Below are 17,086 nucleotides of genomic sequence, written 5' to 3'. Positions count from 1 at the left end.
TCGGTTGAAGGGGGTTCGGGCTCAGGCCCGCGGGCCGCTATCGGGCGCATCGCTGGGCGCATCGCCGGGCCAGCGCGCGGCCAGCACGATGCAGACGGCGACGAGCACGGCCGCGACCGCGAACCCGCGCGCCGCGCCGGCCACGATCGCCGCGCCCTGGCCCGCGACCAGCGCGCCGAGCGCCGCGACGCCGACGGCTGCGCCCACCTGGCGCGCGGTATTGAGGATCGCCGACGCGGTGGCCGCGCGGCCGGCCTCGACGCTGCCGAGCATCGTCGAGGTCAGCGCGGGAATCGCGATCCCGCCGCCGATCGCCATCGCCGCGAGCCCGGGCGCCAGCAGCGCATACGGCGTGTGCGCGCCGAGCGTCTGCCACAGCCACACGTAGCCCGCGAGCGACACGGCGAGGCCGACGATGACGGTCGCGCGGAAGCCATGGCGGACGGCGAGACGCGCGCTCGCGATGTTGGCGAGCATGATGATCGTGAGCGGCGCGAGCGCGAGCCCCGACTCGGTCGCGGTGAAGCCGCGCGCGTTCTGGAAATAGAGGCTCAGCGAGAAGATCAGCCCGTAGAACGCGGCATTCGTGACCGCGCCGATCGCGATCACGCCCGGCACGCGCGCGATCCGGAAGAAGGCGAGCTGCAGCATCGGCGCGGCCACGCGCCGCTCGATCGCGACGAACAGCGCGCCGAGCACGACCGACGCGGCCAGCGCACCGGCCGCATACGGATCGCCCACCCCCTGCGCGCCGGCCCGGATGATCCCGCCCGTCAGCAGCGCGAGCACGAGCACCGCGACGATCTGGCCGGCCGGATCGAACAGCCGCGTGCGCGCGGCGGCCGAATCGCGCACGTGGCGCAGCGTGAGCCACAGGCCGGCCGCACAGATCGGCAGATTGATGAAGAAGATCGCACGCCAGCCGAGCGAATCGATCAGCAGGCCGCCGAGCGTCGGCCCGGCCGCGCTGATCGCGCCGCCCGTCGCGCTCCACCACGCGACGGCCCGCACACGGGCGGCGGCATCGTTGGCGCACGCGTGCGTGATGAGCGCGAGCGACGTCGGCAGGATCATCGCGGCGCCCACGCCCTGCGCGACGCGCGCGGCGATCAGCGCGGCCAGCGACGGCGCGAGCGCGCAGCCGAGCGATGCCAGCAGGAACAGCACGAGGCCGTACGCGAACAGCCGGCGGCTGCCGAAGCGGTCGGCCAGCGTGCCGGACGTCAGCAGCAGCGCGGCGAACGACAGCGTGTACGCATCGACGATCCATTGCAGCCCGTGGACGCTCGATCCGAATGAATGGCCGAGGCTCGGAATCGCGACGTTGACCACGGTCACGTCGAGCTGGACGATCGCGAAGCCAAGGCTCGCGGCCGCGACGGTCGGGAAGATCGCGCGCAGCGACGTGCGATGCGGCGGCACGCCGGTGGCTAGCGTGCGCTCGAGTGCCGGCGCTCGATCGCTCATCGTGTCCTCCGCGCCGCGTGGCGGGTGGGGCGGCATGCAGCCAACGGCACGTCGTTTCCGGGCGTACTGCGCAGCAGATGGAATCGGTTCATCTAACGGGTTTCCGTGGGGCGGAGGATGGGCGCCGGCTGCCGATCGACGGCCGGCGCATCGTCGAATCCGACAGAAAACTAGCATCGACCCGTTAGCGAATACAAATAATAACCAGCGATTTTTTAACAACCATTCGTGTTAAGCCACGGTACGAACGACGCGGCCCGCCGCTCGCCGCGTTGCTGAACTTATATCGAAATTTTTTGTTTGCAATCGAATTAATATCATTTCGCAATGCAATGACGGTCTCCTAGTCTTGTCGAGCGCCGGGCCCCGAGGACGGCCACGCGCGGCGGTAGAGCCATACCGCTTATCGACCTCCGATCTTTATACGAGAGACCTATGACCTATCTCGCAGATGCACGCATCGTTTTGACGGCAGCGGAATCGAGTCACATCCGGACGACGCTCGGCGCACTGGCCTATGATCCGGCCGGCGGTGCGGGCTACATCAGCGCGGTGCGCAAGCTCGCCTACACCGCGTTTCCCGACCGGGTCGTCGACGCGTTCGATCGCGCGAAGGCGCCGACCGCCGATGCGCACGGCTCGATCGAGATCGACAACCTGCCGATCGACGACGACGTAAAGGGCAGCCCGCGGTTCGAGGAAACCGGCCGCTCGTTCAAGGCCGGCGTGTTGAGCGAGAACGTGCTGGTCGCGTTGAGCACGCTGGCCGGCGAGCCGTACTCGATTGCGCACGAAGGCCGCGAGCTCGTGAACAATCTCACGCCGCACAAGGCGACCGCGCGCGACTATACGGGCCTGGGCTCCGAGGTCGAACTCGATTTCCATATCGAGAACGCCGCGCAGGCGCACATGCCGGAAGGCGATACGTCGCCGTTCGCGTTGCTGCTGCTCGGCGTGCGCAGCGAGGCCGGCGGCGGCCCGTACACGCGGCTCGCCGATGCGCGTCGTGCGCTGCGGCTGCTGTCGCCGGACGATATCGCGCAACTCTATGGCGAGCACTACATCATCCGCGTGCCGTACCGGTGGCGCGGGGCCGCGCCGACGCCGCGCGACAACACCGACCTGAGCGCGGTGCTGTCGGGGCCGCTCGATGCGCCGCGCGTGACGGTCGCGTTCTATCCGGACATGGTGCTGGCGGTCAACACGCGCGCGCAGGAGGCGCTGGCCAACCTGTATCGCGCGGTGCGCGAGGTGTCGTTCGGCGTACAGGTTCAACCGGGCAAGCTGGTGCTGATCAACAACCATTTCACGCTGCATTCGCGTGACCGCTTCGATCCGCAATACGACGAGAACGACCGGGCATTCCGCTGGGTGCAGCGCGTGTTCGTCGCGCGCAGCCTGTGGAACTTCCGCGCGTTCACGCCGCTGCAGGCGCGCGTGTTCGATCCGAAAGCGCTGTATGCGGGCGAGTCGCAAGCAACGCGCCCGTCGCCGGTCGCCCAGCCGGTGACACAACGCGCGGCCGCGGCCGAACTCGAAGCGACGCCGGCCTGAGCGGGCCGGGAACGCCAGGCGGCGACGGGCGGTGAACATCGTTCGGCCCGCCCGCGTTCCGCGCACGCGTCATCAAAAAAACAAAGGAATCCGGAAGACATGAAAAGAACAGCATTTCCCGTCGCGCGCGTCGTTCGCGTACTGGCCGCCGTCCTGATCGGCGGCAGCGTGGCCGCGCAGGCCGCGACGTTCGACCTGAGCCCCGAGCAGCCCGGCCGGCAGCGCGGCACCGTGAACCCGGCGGTCGAGCAGGCGTTGCCGGCCGGCTTCCGGTTTGCCGAGGCGAACACGCTGACGATCGGTATCGCGCCGAACCTGCCGCCGCTCAGCACCTATGCGACCGATGCGCGAACGGTGGTCGGCTTCGATCCCGATCTCGCGCAGCTCGTCGCGGACAGCATCGGCCGCAAGCTGAAGATCGTGCCGCTTTCGTGGGCCGACTGGCCGCTCGCGCTGCAGTCCGGCAAGGTCGATGCGGTGATCTCGAACGTGACGGTGACCGAACAGCGCAAGGAGAAATTCGACTTCTCGACCTACCGGAAGGATCAGCTCGGCTTCTACGTGAAGAACGCCAGCCGGATCGCCGCGATTCGCGAGCCGAAAGATGTTGCCGGGCTGCGCGTCGTGACCGATTCGGGCACGAACCAGGAAAAGATCCTGCTCGAGTGGAACCGGCAGAACGTCGCGCGCGGCCTCGCGCCGGTCGAGATCCAGTATTACGCGGATGCGGCCGAGCGCTGGGTCGCGCTGCAGTCGGGGCGCGTCGACACGATCTTCAGCGTGAATTCGATGCTCGCGTACCAGGCGTCGCTGCGCGGCGATGCGAAGCTGATCGGCACGGTGAGCGGCGGCTGGCCGCGCACCGCGGACATCGCGATCACGACGCGCAAGGGCAGCGGCCTCGCCGATCCGCTGACGGTCGCGATCAATGCGCTGATCGCGAACGGCAGCTACCGGAAGGTGCTCGGCCGCTGGAGCCTCGACGCCGAAGCGATCGAGCGGTCGCAGACCAATCCGCCGGGGCTGCCGCGTACCTGAACCGCCCGCGCGCCGATTGCCGCGACGCTCAGGTGATCGGCCACTGCAGGATCACGATCCCGTCGTTGTAGTCGGCATCGGCGCCGTCCTCGGCACCCAGCCAGCCGAGCCAGACGGAGTCGCCCGCGGACAGCGGCGCGAGGCGCGCATCGGTCGCGGATGGCCTGCCGTTGGCCGACGCGTCGATCCGGATCTTGCCGCCTTTCGAGTTCAGCGTGAACATCCTGACGCCGTCCTCGCTGTTGCCGACGAACGATGCGGCCGGTTCCGGTGCATCGTCGATGAAGAGTTTCAGGTCCTGCCGGTCGGCGGCATTCGCGTAGAAGATCGCCTTGAACGCCGTATTCGGCGGCAGCGTGAAGTGGCCACTGCGATCCGACGACGGCTTGAAACCGGGCTGCTTCGTGTCCGGCCGGCTCCCGCCGATCTCGATCGACGTTTCCCAGCGGAAATAGCCCGATACGTTGCCGTCGCGGTCGTATAAGCCGAAATCGGCCGTACACGTGGTGGCGCCCGCGGCCAGCACGTCGCTGCGCCAGTAGTGGTCCTGCATCGGGTGGCACGGCGGATGCAGCAGGTCGTCGGCATTCGGCACGGGCGTGGCCGCATCGCGCACTTCGGGTTCGATCGGCGCGACGATGCCCGCATCCTTCAACGTGAACCGCACGAACAGCACGCTTGCCTCGGCACGCAAGGCCAGCGCGGTTTCGCGCAGGCGCAGCTGGTCGCCCGGCGACAGGCCGGTAAAGAGGCGGCTGTCGTTGTGGCCGAGCTGCGCGGCGTCGCCGGGGCTCACCACGTAGAGGTGCCGGCCGTCGATCACGGTCGGCGCGGCCGGGTCCCGGCTTGCCTCCGGGTAGGCCGACAGCAACGTGACGGCGTCGACGATCACCAGCACATCGCAACGAAGACCAGACATGAGCGCTTCCTCCGCAACAAGTGGATGATGCGGGCAGCCGCCGCGCGGCCGCCCGCCTGCCGCGATCAGTTATGGATCGAGATGAACGGATCCCAGGAGAAGCAGCCCTGGCTCTGGCAGTTGCGATCGATGATCTGGAACTGGAAGTGGTACGTCACGCGGCCGACTTTCAGGCATTCCGACGACCAGTAGTAGTTCGCGACCTTCTGGCAGGTCGGCACCTCGGGCTTGCTGGTGTTCGGCACCGGAATGGACGCTTCCGCGACGCGCGGCGTCGGCGTCGAGATCAGTTCGTTGCCGACGTTGCCGACGAACTTGTAGAACACGACCTGGTTCTCGAAGCCCAGCGACAGGCTCGTTTCACGCCAGCGGATCAGGTCGCCGACCTGCGCCTTCAGGTCGAGTTCGCCGCCTGCCTGCCCGGAGATGACGTTGTCCTGGTTGGTCACCATATAGACATAGCGCCAATCGATCAGCGTCGGTGCGGCCGGGTTCTTGCTGGGATTCGGATATTTTTTGAGAATGGTTTCGGTATCGAAAGAGACGAGCACATCAGTGACGCGTGACATAGAAGCTCCCGTTTGAATGAATGGGACTTATTGTTGCGCGAATTTCTTCGTGCGGCCGCCATCGCCTTGTCCTGCAAGGCTTCGTGCCGATCAAGGCACGTGCAGGCGAGATGGCGAATGCAGATTATCCCGTTCGGTTAATTCCGGAAGCTGTAAATGTAAACAGGGTATTAATATTATTTCGGGCGGTAATTTTAAAATCGGCTTCAATCGGCTCGATGCGTTACATAAATATAACGACATTGAACCTGTTAATCGAATGGCCGATGATGTCCGGCAGCGGCGGGCGGGGAAGGATCGCTTACCGGTAGGTCCACAGCCGGTGCAGCGCGAACGTGGTCGGCGGAACCAGCAGCGCGATCGCGACGATGCTCATCGCACGGGAACCTTCGAGCGCTTCGGCCGCACGCGCGAGCAGCATCGTTTCGACGAAGCCGGCCAGCGTGACCGCGAGAAAGCGCACCGCGTTGCGCGTGCCCACCGTCGACGAGAAGCTCCACAGCGTATTCGCGAGATACGAGAAGGCCGTCGCGCAGAGGAAGGCGATCGCGTTCGCCGTCACCAGCGTCGCGTCGAACCGCGCGAACAGCGCCGCGGCCACCAGCGTGTGGATCGCGGTCGAGCCGAGCCCGGACACGCCGAAGCGCACGAGCCGCGTGCGCTCGGCATGGAGCAGGGCGATCATGGCCGTTGGCGCGCGTCAGCGTGCGCCGATCCGCGCACGGGTCGGCTGCACGCGCCGGCGGGCGATCTGGCGGCGCGCATCGCGCGCGACCGGGAGTTCGATCACCTTGCCGTGCGCCTGGTAGCGGCGGCGGATCAGGTAGACGGGCCGTTGCTTCGACTCGTCGTAGATCCGCCCGACGTATTCGCCGACGACACCGATCCCGATGAGCTCGATCCCGCCGATGAACAGCGTGACCGAGATCAGCGATGCGTAGCCGAGCACCGGATTGCCGAACAGCAGCGTGCGGAAGATGATGAACGCGCCGTACAGGAACGCGAGCGTGGCGATGCCGACGCCGATGTAGGTCCAGCTGCGCAGCGGCACGGTGCTGAAGCTGGTGATGCCTTCCAGCGCGAAATTCCACAGCTTCCAGCCGGAGAACTTAGAGTGCCCGGCGCTGCGCGCGTCGCGCTGGTATTCGACGATCACGGTGCGGTAGCCGACCCACGCGAACAGCCCCTTCATGAAGCGATGCCGCTCGGGCAGGTTGCGCAGCGCGTTCACGACCTTGCGGTCCATCAGCCGGAAATCGCCGACGTTCTCCGGCAGTTTCACGTCCGACAGCAGGTTGTGCACGCGATAGTAGATCGCGGCCGCCGTGCGTTTCGCGAACGAGTCGCACGCGCGGTTGCTGCGCTTCGCCGCGACGACTTCCGCGCCGTCGCGCCAGTGCTCGATCATCACGGGGATCAGGCTCGGCGGATCCTGCAGGTCGGCGTCGAGCGGGATCACCGCGTCGCCGAGCGCTTCGTCGAGGCCGGCCGTGAGCGCCGCTTCCTTGCCGAAGTTGCGGGTGAGGTCGATCACGCGCACGCGCCGCTCGGCGGTGCTGATCCGGATCAGCCGGTCGAGCGTGTCGTCGCGGCTGCCGTCGTTCACGCAGACGATCTCGAAACGGATCGCGTCGATGGACGTCATCAGCGGAATCACGACGTCGAAGAAGTGCTCAACGGCCTCGCCTTCGTTATAGAACGGCACGACCAGCGAGATGAGCGGTGTATAGAGTGGTTCCCGCATGATGATTCCCCTTGTGATGTCGTTTCACCGTTGCGCGCCGATGGTCGGTCGGCCGGTGCGGCGCATTCCGTACGCCGGGCGGTGGTGCGTTCGGGCCTGATGCGAGAACGCGGTTTCGGTCGAGTTGTCGCGTGTGTCCGGCATCAACGGCACGTCGTGTCGTTCCCGGGCGATCCGGCTGACGAGCAGCCCGAGCGACGCCAGCGTGACGAGCGGCATGAACTGGAACGACAGATGCGGCACGACCGCGAGACCCGCGAGCGGCATCAGCCACAGCAGCATCAGCCATTCGCGATCGAAGCGGCGCCAGCCGTGCGTCCACGCATAGCGCGCGTACCACGCGATCACGATGCCGTACCAGGTCAGGTCGTAGTCGTACAGATAGGGACTGACGAGCAGGCAGGCGCAGGCGAGGGTCGCGGCGCGCAGCGCGTACGAGCAGGCGCCGCGCCATGCATAGATGACGGCGACGGCCGCGGTCGCGGCCGACAGCAACTGGAGGCCGTCCGCGACGATGGCGGGCCAGCCTGCCATCGTTGCGAGCGCGAACACCGACGGCATGCGCACGAGCTTGGCCTGGCCGGCGCCGACGATCGCGTAGACGTTGTCGATCACATGCGCGAACGTGAGCCACGGGACGAACCCGAACGCGAGGGTCGAGAGCGCGACGCTGCACGCGATCGTCACGGCCCACGCGGCCAGCGCGCGCCATTGACCCGCGCACAGCAGCGCGAGCGGGAACAGCACCGCGAGCTGCGGCTTCATCGTCAGCAAACCGAAGCAGATTCCGGCGTACACCGGGCGGCGGTTCAGCGCAAGCAGGCCGGCGCCGGCGAGCAACGCGGTGAAGAGGCTGGTCTGCCCGGCGATCACCGTGAGGAACGCGCCGGGAAACGCGAGCGCGCACAGCCACGCGGCATCGCGCTGCACGATCGCGCGGATCGTTGCCGCGAACAGCCCATACGTGAGCCCGAGCCACAGCACGAGCGCCAGCGTGTACGGCAGCCAGCCGAGCGGCAGCACGAGCAGCAGCATGGACGGCGGATAGAGCCACGGGAGCGTGCCGTCCGCGAGATTCATCGCCGGAATCGCGAGCTTCTGGATCGCGAGCAGCGCGGGGAAATGCCATGCATCGGCCGCGTGCCCGTGCGCGGCGAGCCACGCCGCGCTCCAGATCGGCGAGAAATCCGGCGACAGCGGTTCCGGTGCGCCGTGGTGCGACAGGACCACGCGGAGCGAATAGATGCCGATGAACAGCAGTTCCGCCATCAGCACGGCGGCCGCATAAAGGCGCACGCGTTCGCGATTGAGCCAGTGCGGATAGCGGCGCGGGCCCGCGATCGGGAGTTCCGGATGCACATCGGTGGCGGCATGCGCGTGGCGGGCGAACGAAGGCGCTTTCATGGCGTGGTCCGTGACGCGACGGCCGCGCGACGCACGACGACGAGCAGCACCGCGAGCAGCACGACCGGCCCGATCTGAGGCAGCTTCGTCAACCGGTTGAACATCTCGAAGACCGGCAGCAGCCACGCGAGCACGAGGATGCCCTGGTCGCCGGGCAGCCAGCCTTCGTCGAGGCCGTGCGCGATCAGGCAGAAGATCGCGATGCCGAGCCACGTCAGTTCGTAATGCCACAGATAGGGTGTCGTCAGCAGCGTGGCGACCGCCAGCACCGCGCCGCGCAGGCGCATGTCGGGCGTACGGCGCCATACATCGACAGCCGCGGCGATCGCGATCAGTGCGACCGCCGCTTGCGCGGCCAGCGCGGCGGCCACCGGTGCCCCCGCGAGGCGCAACGCGGCGAACGGCGTCGGCGACGCGTACCAGTACGACGCGAGCATGAAATGCATGTCGCGTACCGTCGACATGGCCTGGCTCAAACCGTGCAGCGCGCCAGGGCCGGTCAGCGCAATCCCGGCCGCCGCGAACAGCGTCGCGCTCAGCGCGGCCGCCGCGAACGTGCGCCATGCCCGCGCCGCGATCAGCACGAACGGAAACACGACGGCGAGTTGCGGCTTGATCGCAAGCAACCCGATCACCACGCCGGCCACGACCGGGCGCTTGCCCAACAGATGCAGCGCGAGCGCGGCGAGGCCGGCGGTCAGGACGCTGTTCTGGCCGAACAGTGCGGACAGGCACACCCCCGAATACGCGACCACGACGAGCGTGGCGGCGCGCGGGTGGGGAAGATGCGCGCGCAATCCCGACAACCGCGAGACTGCGAACGCGTAGCATAAAAGACTGCCCGCCAAAAAGAGGAAATACGCGGGCAGGAAAGGCACAAGGGCAAGCGGCGCGATGAACAGCAGCATCGTCGGCGGATAGAGCCAGGGAAGCGGCTGGTGCTGCAGAGACGCACCGAAGTGCGCGAACTCGGCCTGCTTGAATGAGGAAATGTCGTAGACCGATGCGGCGTGGCCTTGCAACACGAGATGCGATGCGGTCCAGAAGACGGAGAAGTCGGTGCCGGGGCGGACCGTGGTGGTCGACGTGAAGCCGTCGGTCACGATCCCCCACAGGATCAGCAATGCGGTGAAGAGCATCAGCATGATGCAGCTGTACGGAATGATCCGGTCGGCTGTCAGCCATTGGATGCGGCGTATTGCACGCCCGCGCATTTCACGGTTGGCTGTGTACATGATTCCCCGTCTGTAGTGAAGGCTGCGTGGTCTTTCACAGCCGTTTTCATGTTGTCGTGCCCGCGGATCGAATCGCGCTGAAATCGCGTTGTCCGGTGAATTCATTGTTGAAGAAAAAATCGCACGATGCAAACCGCGCACGGACGGCGGGTATTTAAATTGTTCAGCGATACGTGTGAAAACCGCGTTTTCACGTATGAGAAAACGGCGCGACCGGATTTCATGTATCTGGCTTGAAACATTCCGCGTTTTTTACCGGGTTTGCGTGCCGCCGATACCGCGGCGCCCGAGCGGCCGGATGCGTTCGGGAAAGTCCCGAGAAAAAAATTGAGACCCTTGTTGCAGCGCGGCGACCGGCGTTCAGGCGTGCAACGCGTGCGCGGGCGGATCGATCAATTTTGAAACATTTCGCGCATCCCGCTTCGGGCCGGGGAGGACGGGCATCGCTGGAACGCTTGATACGCCTGGTTTTCGTTCGGGGTGGCCTGCTCTTTGCGTAAGCGTTGGCACGGCAGTCGACGAGGTGACGACCGGGCGGTTCCGGCAAAGGACAGACGGAACCCGCTGCGGAATCACCTGCGGAAAGGAGGGCCGGAGCGCGACGGGGAACACGCAGCTCCAGGTCGATCAACCGAGCAAGACTTCGTCGAATGACCCATGAGACCCGGTATCGTCAGGGCAATAAGAAATCGGCATGGCAGCATTTGGGGAATAAAAATGAAAGACCACAGCACATTGCGGATCGCAAACCGCATTAAAGACACATTGCGGATTTTCCGGGAGTTTGTCTCCCGTTCAACAGGATTCCACGCGTCGAACGGCAGTCGTGCCGTTCGGGTCGATCGGATCGTCCGGTTCATCCGGCCGGTCGCACCGTACACGCCTCTCTCGCTCACGGCCTCATTGATACCCGTTCGCACGGACAGGGGTGTCTATCCCCGCTCCCGCAGCTGAGCGACGCATTCCGATTTTTCGAGTAGTGCCGGTGGTGCCCACCCCCGACGTCCTGACGGACGAAGGGTATTTCATAGCAGTCCGAAAGGAGAATGCTCATGTCAAGAATCATCGAGAAGATCGCCTGGCTCGTCGAGGATCAGGGCGGCGTGACGGCCATTGAATACGGCCTGATCGCCGCGCTGATCGCGATCGGCATCGTCGCCGCGTTGACGACGGTCGGTACGGATCTGAAGACCGTCTTCAGCACGGTCGCCGACGATCTGGATTCGATCGTTGCTGCGATTTGATGGACGGTGCGGCGAACGGCTCGTCCGATTCGTTCGTTGGCACCACACGGCATTAACACCATGCCTCGACGTATCGATGCCGGATCAATCGATCCTGCCGGCACGCGAGGGATCTGAAAGTGACTACGCAAGGAGATCATCATGTCCAAGTTCATTCAACAAGCCAGCCGTTTCATCCGCGACGAAGACGGTGTGACGGCCATCGAATACGGCCTGATCGCCGCACTGATCGCCATCGGCATCATCGCCGCGCTGACGACGGTCGGCAAGGACCTCAAGACCGTGTTCACCACGATCGCGGACGACCTCGATTCGGCGGTCGCAGCCATCTGATGGATCGTGCCGCGGACGGCTCGGCCGGTGCAGCGCTCGAGCCGTCCCCGGTCATCTGATCGACCCGGAACCGGAGACCATCATGCAAGCCACGATGCGCGTCGTACGTCGCTGGATCAGCGACGAGCAGGGTGTGACGTCGACCGAATATGCATTGCTCGGCGCGATGTTCGCCGTTGCGGTGCTGGGCAGCGTCGTCACGCTGAAAGGCTCGCTTGCCGATACGTACGAGGTGATCGCGACGGCCGTGACGGCCGCCGTGGCCACCGCGCTGGCAATGGTTTCCTGATCCGCCCATTCCACGGATTCCACCGATTCCACTGATTCCACGGATTCCACCGATTCGACTGCGAGGTTCGCCATGCTCCCTGTTGCGCCGCCTTACCCGGTTCCGTTGTGCGTGACGCTGCTCGCTGTCGCCGCGGCCAGCACGGACATCGCGACCCGTCGCATTCCGAACCGTCTCGTCCTGCTCGGCCTGGCCGGCGCGCTGGTTGCCCAGTGCCTGTTGCACGGTGTCGTGGCAGGTGCGCTCGAATGGCTCGCCGGCGCCGCGACCGGCTTCGGCATGCTGCTGCCGTTCTACCTGTTGCGCGGCATGGCGGCCGGCGACGTGAAGCTGATGCTCGCGATCGGCGCCTGGGTCGGCGCGGAAATGACGTTTTATATCGTGCTGGCCACCTTCCTGGCCGGCGGGATCGGCGCCATCGCCTTTGCGCTGTTGCGCGGGCGGATGCGCCAGATGTGGGCGAACGTGCGCGTATTGATCGCGCGGCGCTTGCAAGGCGCGAGCGCCGAGGCCGCCGGCGGCCCCGTCGAAATCGCATCGGTCGGCACGCTGCCGTACGGCGTGGCGATCGCGGCCGGCACGCTGGGCATGCTGTTCGTGTCGTGCGCATAGCGCGACGCATCCGCAACGAGGACGGAATGATCATGAACACGAATCACACCGAACCGAGACGCGACGCACAGGTGGCACGCCTGCCTGATCCGTTGCCGTCGCGGGAAGCGCATACGAAGCTGGGCGCGCAGTTGCCGGCGGCGCCGCGCTCGCTCGAGGAAACCGGGTTGAGCATGACGTTCGTTGCCGGCCTCGTGCTGAAGTCGACACTGATGCTCGGCCGCCCGTCATACGGCGACCTGGTCGAACGGCACTGCCTGTCGCTCGCGGTGCTCGACGACGTCTTCGCATTCCTGGTGCGCGAGCACCTCGTCGAACTCACCCATCGCGGCGCGACCGATCTCGACGTGACGTTTCGCCTGACCGACGCGGGCCGGGTGCTCGCGCTGGAAGAACGCTCGCGCAGCGGCTACAGCGGCCCCGCCCCGGTGACGCTCGATGCCTATATCGAATGCCTGGACGCGCATTCGGTGCGCAAGCTGCACATCAGCCAGAACGAAGTGTGGGCGGCGTTCGAAGGCATCGTGATCGACACGTCGCTGCTCGATGCGGCGGCGGCCGCGCTGAACGCCGGCCGTCCGCTGCTGATCCACGGCCCGGCCGGCAGCGGCAAGACCTTCCTTGCCGAGCGGCTCGGCTCGCTGATGCGCGGCCGCGTGCCGGTGCCGCACGCGATCTGCGCGGCCGGCGAAGTGATCCAGATCTACGACCCGCTCGTGCACGTCGACGCGGAAGGGCCGTCCGGCGGCTTGTCGGTCGATCGCCGCTGGCGCCTGTGTCAACGGCCGGTCGTGATGTCGGGCGGCGAACTGACGCTCGACGAGCTCGACCTGCGCCGCGACGAAGCCGCCGGCTTCTACCAGGCGCCGCCGCACATGAAGGCGAACCTGGGCATGTACGTCGTCGACGATCTCGGCCGCCAGCGCGTCGAGCCGCGCGACCTGCTCAATCGCTGGCTGCGCCCGCTCGATCGCGGCGTCGATCTACTGACGCTCGAATCCGGCAACCGCTTCGTGATGCCGTTCGACGTCTGGCCGGTGTTCTCGAGCAACCTGTCGCCGGAGCAACTGGGCGACGACGCGTTCCTGCGCCGCCTCGGTTCGAAGCTGCACGTCGGCGCGATGTCGATCGACGACTACCGCGCGGTGTACAACGCGGCCTGCGCATCGCTCGGGCTCGTATCCGCGAGCGATGCATTCGACTACCTGCTGCATCGGCTGCACCTGCCGACCGGCAAGGCGTTTCTCGCCTGTTTCCCGGCGGACCTGCTGCGTCTCGTGGCCGCCGGCGCGCGATACCGCGGCGATCCGCCCGAGGTGACGCACGACGCGCTGTACGACGCATGGGCGAGCTATTTCGGCACGGTGCCCGAACGGGACGGCAGCCATCCGCCGCCCGTCGAGCGCGGCGGGCGCACCTACGTCACCGGTTGAGCCGTTTCTTTCACGATTCGTCGAGGAGCATTGCCATGAAAAACAGTCGAGCGGTCATGATGCTGGTCGTCGCGATGATCGCGGGTCTTGCCGCGGTCGTGTTCGCGTCCCACTGGCTGGTGCAGACATCCACGAGTTCGGTCACGCCGGTCGCGGTGGCCACCACCGACCTGAACCTGGGCGAACCGCTCGGGCCGAACCAGATCCACATGGTCAGCTGGCCGTCGGGCAGCGTGCCCACCGGCGCGTTCACCGATACGAAGGGGCTCGAAGGGCGCGTCGTGCGCACCAGCCTCGCACGCGGCGAGCCGGTGATCGAGTCGAAGCTCGCGCCGGTCGGCACGAAGGGCGGGCTGTCCGCGGTCATCGCCGACGGCAGCCGCGCGATCACGGTGCGCGTGAACGACGTGGTCGGCGTCGCGGGCTTCGCGCTGCCGGGCAACTACGTCGACGTGATCGTCAACACGCAGGAACAACAGGGCAAGACCGACGGGCAGAGCATCTCGAAGATCGTGCTCGAGCACATCCTCGTGCTCGCCGTCGCACAGCAGGTCAGCCGCGACGACACGGCGCCGAAAGTCGTCAACGCGGTGACGCTGGAAGTCACGCCCGACCAGGCCGAGCGGCTCGACCTCGCGCGCAGCGTCGGCACGCTGTCGCTCGTGCTGCGCAACCAGGTCGACCAGAAGACGCTGAACACCGACGGGGCGACCAAGCTGACGCTGCTCGGCAAGGAACCCGCACCCGAAGCGCCGCCGGCACCGGCCCGCGTGAAGACGGTCCGCGTGCACGTCGCATCGCACGCGGGGCCGGAAGTGCGGCGCGACTGCGTCGGCGTGCTGACGGGCGTGAAGGGCAGCGTCGAGTGTTTCTGAATCGGTTCATTGAAGTCACATAAACGGCCGCCGGCAACGCGCGGCGGCCCTGGAAGTCGATAACCGGCACGGCGCCGGTCTCTCGGGGGATCAGACGAAATGAAGATCAAACCGCAACGCACAGGTACCGGCCCGCTGCAGACACGCGTCGCACGGGGCACGATGATGGCCGCGATCCTCTGTTCGGGATGGCTGACCGTTTATGGCGCACTCGCGCAGGAAGGCGTCGAGTCGGCCGCGCTGACCAAGGGCGGCGCCAGCGCGCCGGCCGCGGTCGGCAAGGGGCCGATGCAGATGACGATCAGCATGGCGCCGGTGGCGGCCGCCGCGCCCGCCGCGGCGGCGGGGCCGCTGCGCGGACCGAACTGCGTCGGCGCGGTGCGCGAATCGACCAGCGTCAGTGTGCCGCTCGGCAAGTCGCTGCTGGTGCCGATGCCGGAGCCGGTCCGCAATCGGACGATCGGCAATCCGGCCGTCGCGCAGGCCACGATGGTGTCGCCGCAGACGCTGTACATCCTCGGGCTCGCGGTCGGCACGACCAACATGATCGTGCAGGGCAAGAGCGGCGCATGCCGCGTGATCGACGTCGCGGTCGGCGCGGATGCCGGCGGCCTGCAGGCGTCGCTGATGCAGCTGATGCCGAGCGAGCGCGACATCCATGTGTCGACCGCCGCCGGCACGATCGTGCTGGCCGGCACCGTGTCGAGCTCGATGGCCGCGCAGCAGGCCATGCAGATCGCACGGGCGTACGGCGACAGCGCGGGCGATCCGGCGAGCGGCGGCAAGGCGGGCGGGGTGCTCAACATGCTGAACGTCACGTCGCCGCAGCAGGTGATGCTCGAGGTGAAGGTGGCCGAGGTGTCGAAGACGCTGATCAACCAGATGGGCAGCGCGCTCAACATCCAGGGCGGCTTCGGTTCGTGGAGCGGCGCGCTGGTCAGCAACCTGCTCGCGGGTGTCGCCACCGGCATCGCCTTCAGCAAGGCGAACAACCGGCCGTTCAACCTCGCGGCCGACGCGCAGAACACCGACAACCTGGTCAAGATCCTCGCGGAGCCGAATCTCGTGACGATCAGCGGCCAGGAAGCGACGTTCCTCGCCGGCGGCAAGATCTTCATCCCGATCCCGCAGAGCAGCGGCAACGGCACGTCGTCGATCACGCTGCAGGAAGAGGAGTTCGGCGTCGCGCTGAAGTTCACGCCGACCGTGCTGGGCAACGGCCGGATCAGCCTGAAGGTCGCGCCGGAAGTGTCGGAGCTGTCGCAGACGGGCGTCACGCTGAGCGCGACCAACATCGGCGGCACGTCGATCCTGCCGCTGATCACGACGCGGCGCGCATCGACGACGGTGCAGATGGGCGACGGCGAAACGTTCGCGATCGGCGGGCTGATCAAGGACAACGGGACCGGTGCGCTGAAGGCGCTCCCGGGTGTCGGCGAAATTCCCGTGCTCGGCGCGCTGCTCCGCAGTACCTCGTTCCAGCAGGACCGCACCGAGTTGATCTTCGTGATCACGCCGCACCTGGTGAAGCCGCTGCAGACCGCCGACGTGCCGCTGCCGACCGACAGCTTCACGAAGCCGAACGAAATCGACGTGTATGCGACGGGCAACATGGAAGGCCGCGGTGGCCTCCGCAAGCACGGCGCCCAACCGGCGAACGGCGCGGCAGCCTCACCGCAGACCCCGGCCCAGGCACCGGCCCCCGCGCCGGCACCGCAATCGGAAGCGCCCGCCGGCCCGGCCGCCGCGCTGCCCGCGCCGCGCGCGCCGCAGGGGACGGACGCGCAGCCGCCGGCGCCGGCCGAGCCGCAGAAGACGCCTGCACCGGTTGCCGCCGCCGTCTCGCAGCACGAATCCGCCAACGCGGCCCGCATCGCGCGTATCGAAGCCGCCGCCGCACGTCTTGCGGCGGCCGGTTCCGACACGCCGGCCCAGCCCGCGGGGCAGCCGAAGCGCCGGACACCGGCGGCGGCCCATGCGCAGCAGGTCGTGCGCGTGAGCGCGGCACCCGAATCCACCGATCGTTGAAGCCATCCAAGGGGACGCTCATGAAATCCGCCTACCTCGTCATCGTGCGCCGCGTGGCGCTCGCCGCACCGCTCGCGTTCGCGCTTGCCGGCTGCATGTCGTCGACCCCGGTGTGGGACACCCGCTTCGGCGATTCGGTCCGCGCCGTGACCCAGGCCCAGATCATCGACCCGCATGCCGCCGACCACGCGGCCTCGGTGTCGGCGCCGGGGGTCGACGGCGCGGCCGCCGCGGCCGCGCTCGACAACTACGACAAGTCGTTCAAGCAGACCGTGCCGCCCGCCAATGCGTTCGTGATCGGCATCGGCAAGTCCACCCAGTAACGACGGCACGCTCAGGGAG

General features: G+C 67.1%; 17 protein-coding genes. 10 read left to right on the top strand and 7 right to left on the bottom strand.

Going from position 1 to position 17,086, the window contains the following annotated elements; genetic code table 11:
* Positions 1-21 precede the first annotated feature (21 nt).
* Complete coding sequence (locus tag CFB39_RS33665; protein ID WP_089476205.1) at positions 22-1,467, bottom strand: MFS transporter; 1,446 nt, start codon at positions 1,465-1,467, stop codon at positions 22-24.
* 435 nt (positions 1,468-1,902) lie between these two features.
* Between CFB39_RS33665 and CFB39_RS33655 the strand changes: the two genes are divergently transcribed.
* Positions 1,903-3,021 (top strand): TauD/TfdA family dioxygenase, encoded by a 1,119-nt coding sequence (locus tag CFB39_RS33655; protein WP_089476204.1) that lies wholly within the window; start codon positions 1,903-1,905, stop codon positions 3,019-3,021.
* 99 nt (positions 3,022-3,120) lie between these two features.
* Complete coding sequence (locus CFB39_RS33650) at positions 3,121-4,059, top strand: ABC transporter substrate-binding protein (protein WP_089476203.1); 939 nt, start codon at positions 3,121-3,123, stop codon at positions 4,057-4,059.
* Between the two features lie 28 nt (positions 4,060-4,087).
* Here the strand turns inward: CFB39_RS33650 and CFB39_RS33645 are convergent, their stop codons facing one another.
* The 6 genes from CFB39_RS33645 to CFB39_RS33620 form a co-directional block, all read right to left on the bottom strand.
* Entirely contained in the window at positions 4,088-4,978 is an 891-nt protein-coding gene (locus tag CFB39_RS33645; RefSeq protein WP_089476202.1) for an AidA/PixA family protein, read from the bottom strand.
* A 65-nt stretch (positions 4,979-5,043) separates the two neighbouring features.
* Positions 5,044-5,547: an inclusion body family protein gene (locus tag CFB39_RS33640; RefSeq protein ID WP_011349899.1), complete on the bottom strand. Its 504-nt coding sequence runs from the start codon at positions 5,545-5,547 to the stop codon at positions 5,044-5,046.
* Positions 5,548-5,848: 301 nt separating this feature from the next.
* Complete coding sequence (locus CFB39_RS33635; protein ID WP_089476201.1) at positions 5,849-6,232, bottom strand: GtrA family protein; 384 nt, start codon at positions 6,230-6,232, stop codon at positions 5,849-5,851.
* Between the two features lie 15 nt (positions 6,233-6,247).
* Complete coding sequence (locus CFB39_RS33630) at positions 6,248-7,291, bottom strand: glycosyltransferase family 2 protein (RefSeq protein ID WP_089433738.1); 1,044 nt, start codon at positions 7,289-7,291, stop codon at positions 6,248-6,250.
* 24 nt (positions 7,292-7,315) lie between these two features.
* On the bottom strand, positions 7,316-8,695 hold the full coding sequence (locus CFB39_RS33625; RefSeq protein ID WP_089476200.1) for a glycosyltransferase family 87 protein: 1,380 nt from the start codon (positions 8,693-8,695) through the stop codon (positions 7,316-7,318).
* A complete protein-coding gene (locus CFB39_RS33620; protein WP_089476199.1) occupies positions 8,692-9,930 on the bottom strand; it encodes a glycosyltransferase family 87 protein in 1,239 nt (412 codons plus the stop codon). The genes CFB39_RS33625 and CFB39_RS33620 overlap by 4 nt, the downstream gene beginning before the upstream one ends.
* A 1,052-nt stretch (positions 9,931-10,982) precedes the next feature.
* On the opposite strand from CFB39_RS33620, the gene CFB39_RS33615 reads away from it, so the two are divergent.
* From CFB39_RS33615 to CFB39_RS33580, 8 genes are all read left to right on the top strand, one after another.
* Positions 10,983-11,174 (top strand): Flp family type IVb pilin, encoded by a 192-nt coding sequence (locus CFB39_RS33615; protein WP_039355485.1) that lies wholly within the window; start codon positions 10,983-10,985, stop codon positions 11,172-11,174.
* Between the two features lie 141 nt (positions 11,175-11,315).
* On the top strand, positions 11,316-11,507 hold the full coding sequence (locus CFB39_RS33610) for a Flp family type IVb pilin (RefSeq protein WP_089476198.1): 192 nt from the start codon (positions 11,316-11,318) through the stop codon (positions 11,505-11,507).
* An 82-nt stretch (positions 11,508-11,589) separates the two neighbouring features.
* The gene (locus CFB39_RS33605) at positions 11,590-11,796 is read left to right on the top strand and encodes a Flp family type IVb pilin (protein WP_089429729.1); all 207 of its coding nucleotides are present in this window, start codon (positions 11,590-11,592) and stop codon (positions 11,794-11,796) included.
* Positions 11,797-11,868: 72 nt separating this feature from the next.
* Positions 11,869-12,408 (top strand): prepilin peptidase, encoded by a 540-nt coding sequence (locus CFB39_RS33600; protein ID WP_089476197.1) that lies wholly within the window; start codon positions 11,869-11,871, stop codon positions 12,406-12,408.
* 32 nt (positions 12,409-12,440) lie between these two features.
* Positions 12,441-13,841 carry an ATPase gene (locus CFB39_RS33595; protein WP_089476517.1) on the top strand — a complete coding sequence of 467 codons (1,401 nt, stop codon included), beginning with the start codon at positions 12,441-12,443 and terminating at the stop codon, positions 13,839-13,841.
* A 35-nt stretch (positions 13,842-13,876) separates the two neighbouring features.
* Entirely contained in the window at positions 13,877-14,716 is an 840-nt protein-coding gene (gene cpaB, locus CFB39_RS33590; RefSeq protein ID WP_089476196.1) for a Flp pilus assembly protein CpaB, read from the top strand.
* A gap of 99 nt (positions 14,717-14,815) precedes the next feature.
* Positions 14,816-16,744: a type II and III secretion system protein family protein gene (locus CFB39_RS33585; RefSeq protein WP_089476195.1), complete on the top strand. Its 1,929-nt coding sequence runs from the start codon at positions 14,816-14,818 to the stop codon at positions 16,742-16,744.
* Positions 16,745-16,764: 20 nt separating this feature from the next.
* Positions 16,765-17,067: a hypothetical protein gene (locus tag CFB39_RS33580; RefSeq protein WP_089429724.1), complete on the top strand. Its 303-nt coding sequence runs from the start codon at positions 16,765-16,767 to the stop codon at positions 17,065-17,067.
* The last annotated feature ends 19 nt before the right edge of the window (positions 17,068-17,086 follow it).

This window comes from Burkholderia sp. AU6039, from assembly GCF_002223365.1.
In the GTDB taxonomy this organism is placed as follows: Bacteria; Pseudomonadota; Gammaproteobacteria; order Burkholderiales; family Burkholderiaceae; genus Burkholderia.
This window is presented reverse-complemented; position numbering and strand designations above follow the sequence as displayed.

What these genes read in the sequence shown, in the direction of transcription:
- CFB39_RS33635 (WP_089476201.1), bottom strand. Translation starts at nt 6,232, where the DNA reads ATGATCGCCCTGCTCCATGCCGAGCGCACGCGGCTCGTGCGCTTCGGC.
- CFB39_RS33655 (WP_089476204.1), top strand. Translation starts at nt 1,903, where the DNA reads ATGACCTATCTCGCAGATGCACGCATCGTTTTGACGGCAGCGGAATCG.
- CFB39_RS33650 (WP_089476203.1), top strand. Translation starts at nt 3,121, where the DNA reads ATGAAAAGAACAGCATTTCCCGTCGCGCGCGTCGTTCGCGTACTGGCC.
- CFB39_RS33640 (WP_011349899.1), bottom strand. Translation starts at nt 5,547, where the DNA reads ATGTCACGCGTCACTGATGTGCTCGTCTCTTTCGATACCGAAACCATT.
- CFB39_RS33645 (WP_089476202.1), bottom strand. Translation starts at nt 4,978, where the DNA reads ATGTCTGGTCTTCGTTGCGATGTGCTGGTGATCGTCGACGCCGTCACG.
- CFB39_RS33665 (WP_089476205.1), bottom strand. Translation starts at nt 1,467, where the DNA reads ATGAGCGATCGAGCGCCGGCACTCGAGCGCACGCTAGCCACCGGCGTG.
- CFB39_RS33625 (WP_089476200.1), bottom strand. Translation starts at nt 8,695, where the DNA reads ATGAAAGCGCCTTCGTTCGCCCGCCACGCGCATGCCGCCACCGATGTG.
- CFB39_RS33630 (WP_089433738.1), bottom strand. Translation starts at nt 7,291, where the DNA reads ATGCGGGAACCACTCTATACACCGCTCATCTCGCTGGTCGTGCCGTTC.
- CFB39_RS33610 (WP_089476198.1), top strand. Translation starts at nt 11,316, where the DNA reads ATGTCCAAGTTCATTCAACAAGCCAGCCGTTTCATCCGCGACGAAGAC.
- CFB39_RS33580 (WP_089429724.1), top strand. Translation starts at nt 16,765, where the DNA reads ATGAAATCCGCCTACCTCGTCATCGTGCGCCGCGTGGCGCTCGCCGCA.
- CFB39_RS33620 (WP_089476199.1), bottom strand. Translation starts at nt 9,930, where the DNA reads ATGTACACAGCCAACCGTGAAATGCGCGGGCGTGCAATACGCCGCATC.
- CFB39_RS33600 (WP_089476197.1), top strand. Translation starts at nt 11,869, where the DNA reads ATGCTCCCTGTTGCGCCGCCTTACCCGGTTCCGTTGTGCGTGACGCTG.
- CFB39_RS33595 (WP_089476517.1), top strand. Translation starts at nt 12,441, where the DNA reads ATGAACACGAATCACACCGAACCGAGACGCGACGCACAGGTGGCACGC.
- CFB39_RS33615 (WP_039355485.1), top strand. Translation starts at nt 10,983, where the DNA reads ATGTCAAGAATCATCGAGAAGATCGCCTGGCTCGTCGAGGATCAGGGC.
- cpaB (WP_089476196.1), top strand. Translation starts at nt 13,877, where the DNA reads ATGAAAAACAGTCGAGCGGTCATGATGCTGGTCGTCGCGATGATCGCG.
- CFB39_RS33605 (WP_089429729.1), top strand. Translation starts at nt 11,590, where the DNA reads ATGCAAGCCACGATGCGCGTCGTACGTCGCTGGATCAGCGACGAGCAG.
- CFB39_RS33585 (WP_089476195.1), top strand. Translation starts at nt 14,816, where the DNA reads ATGAAGATCAAACCGCAACGCACAGGTACCGGCCCGCTGCAGACACGC.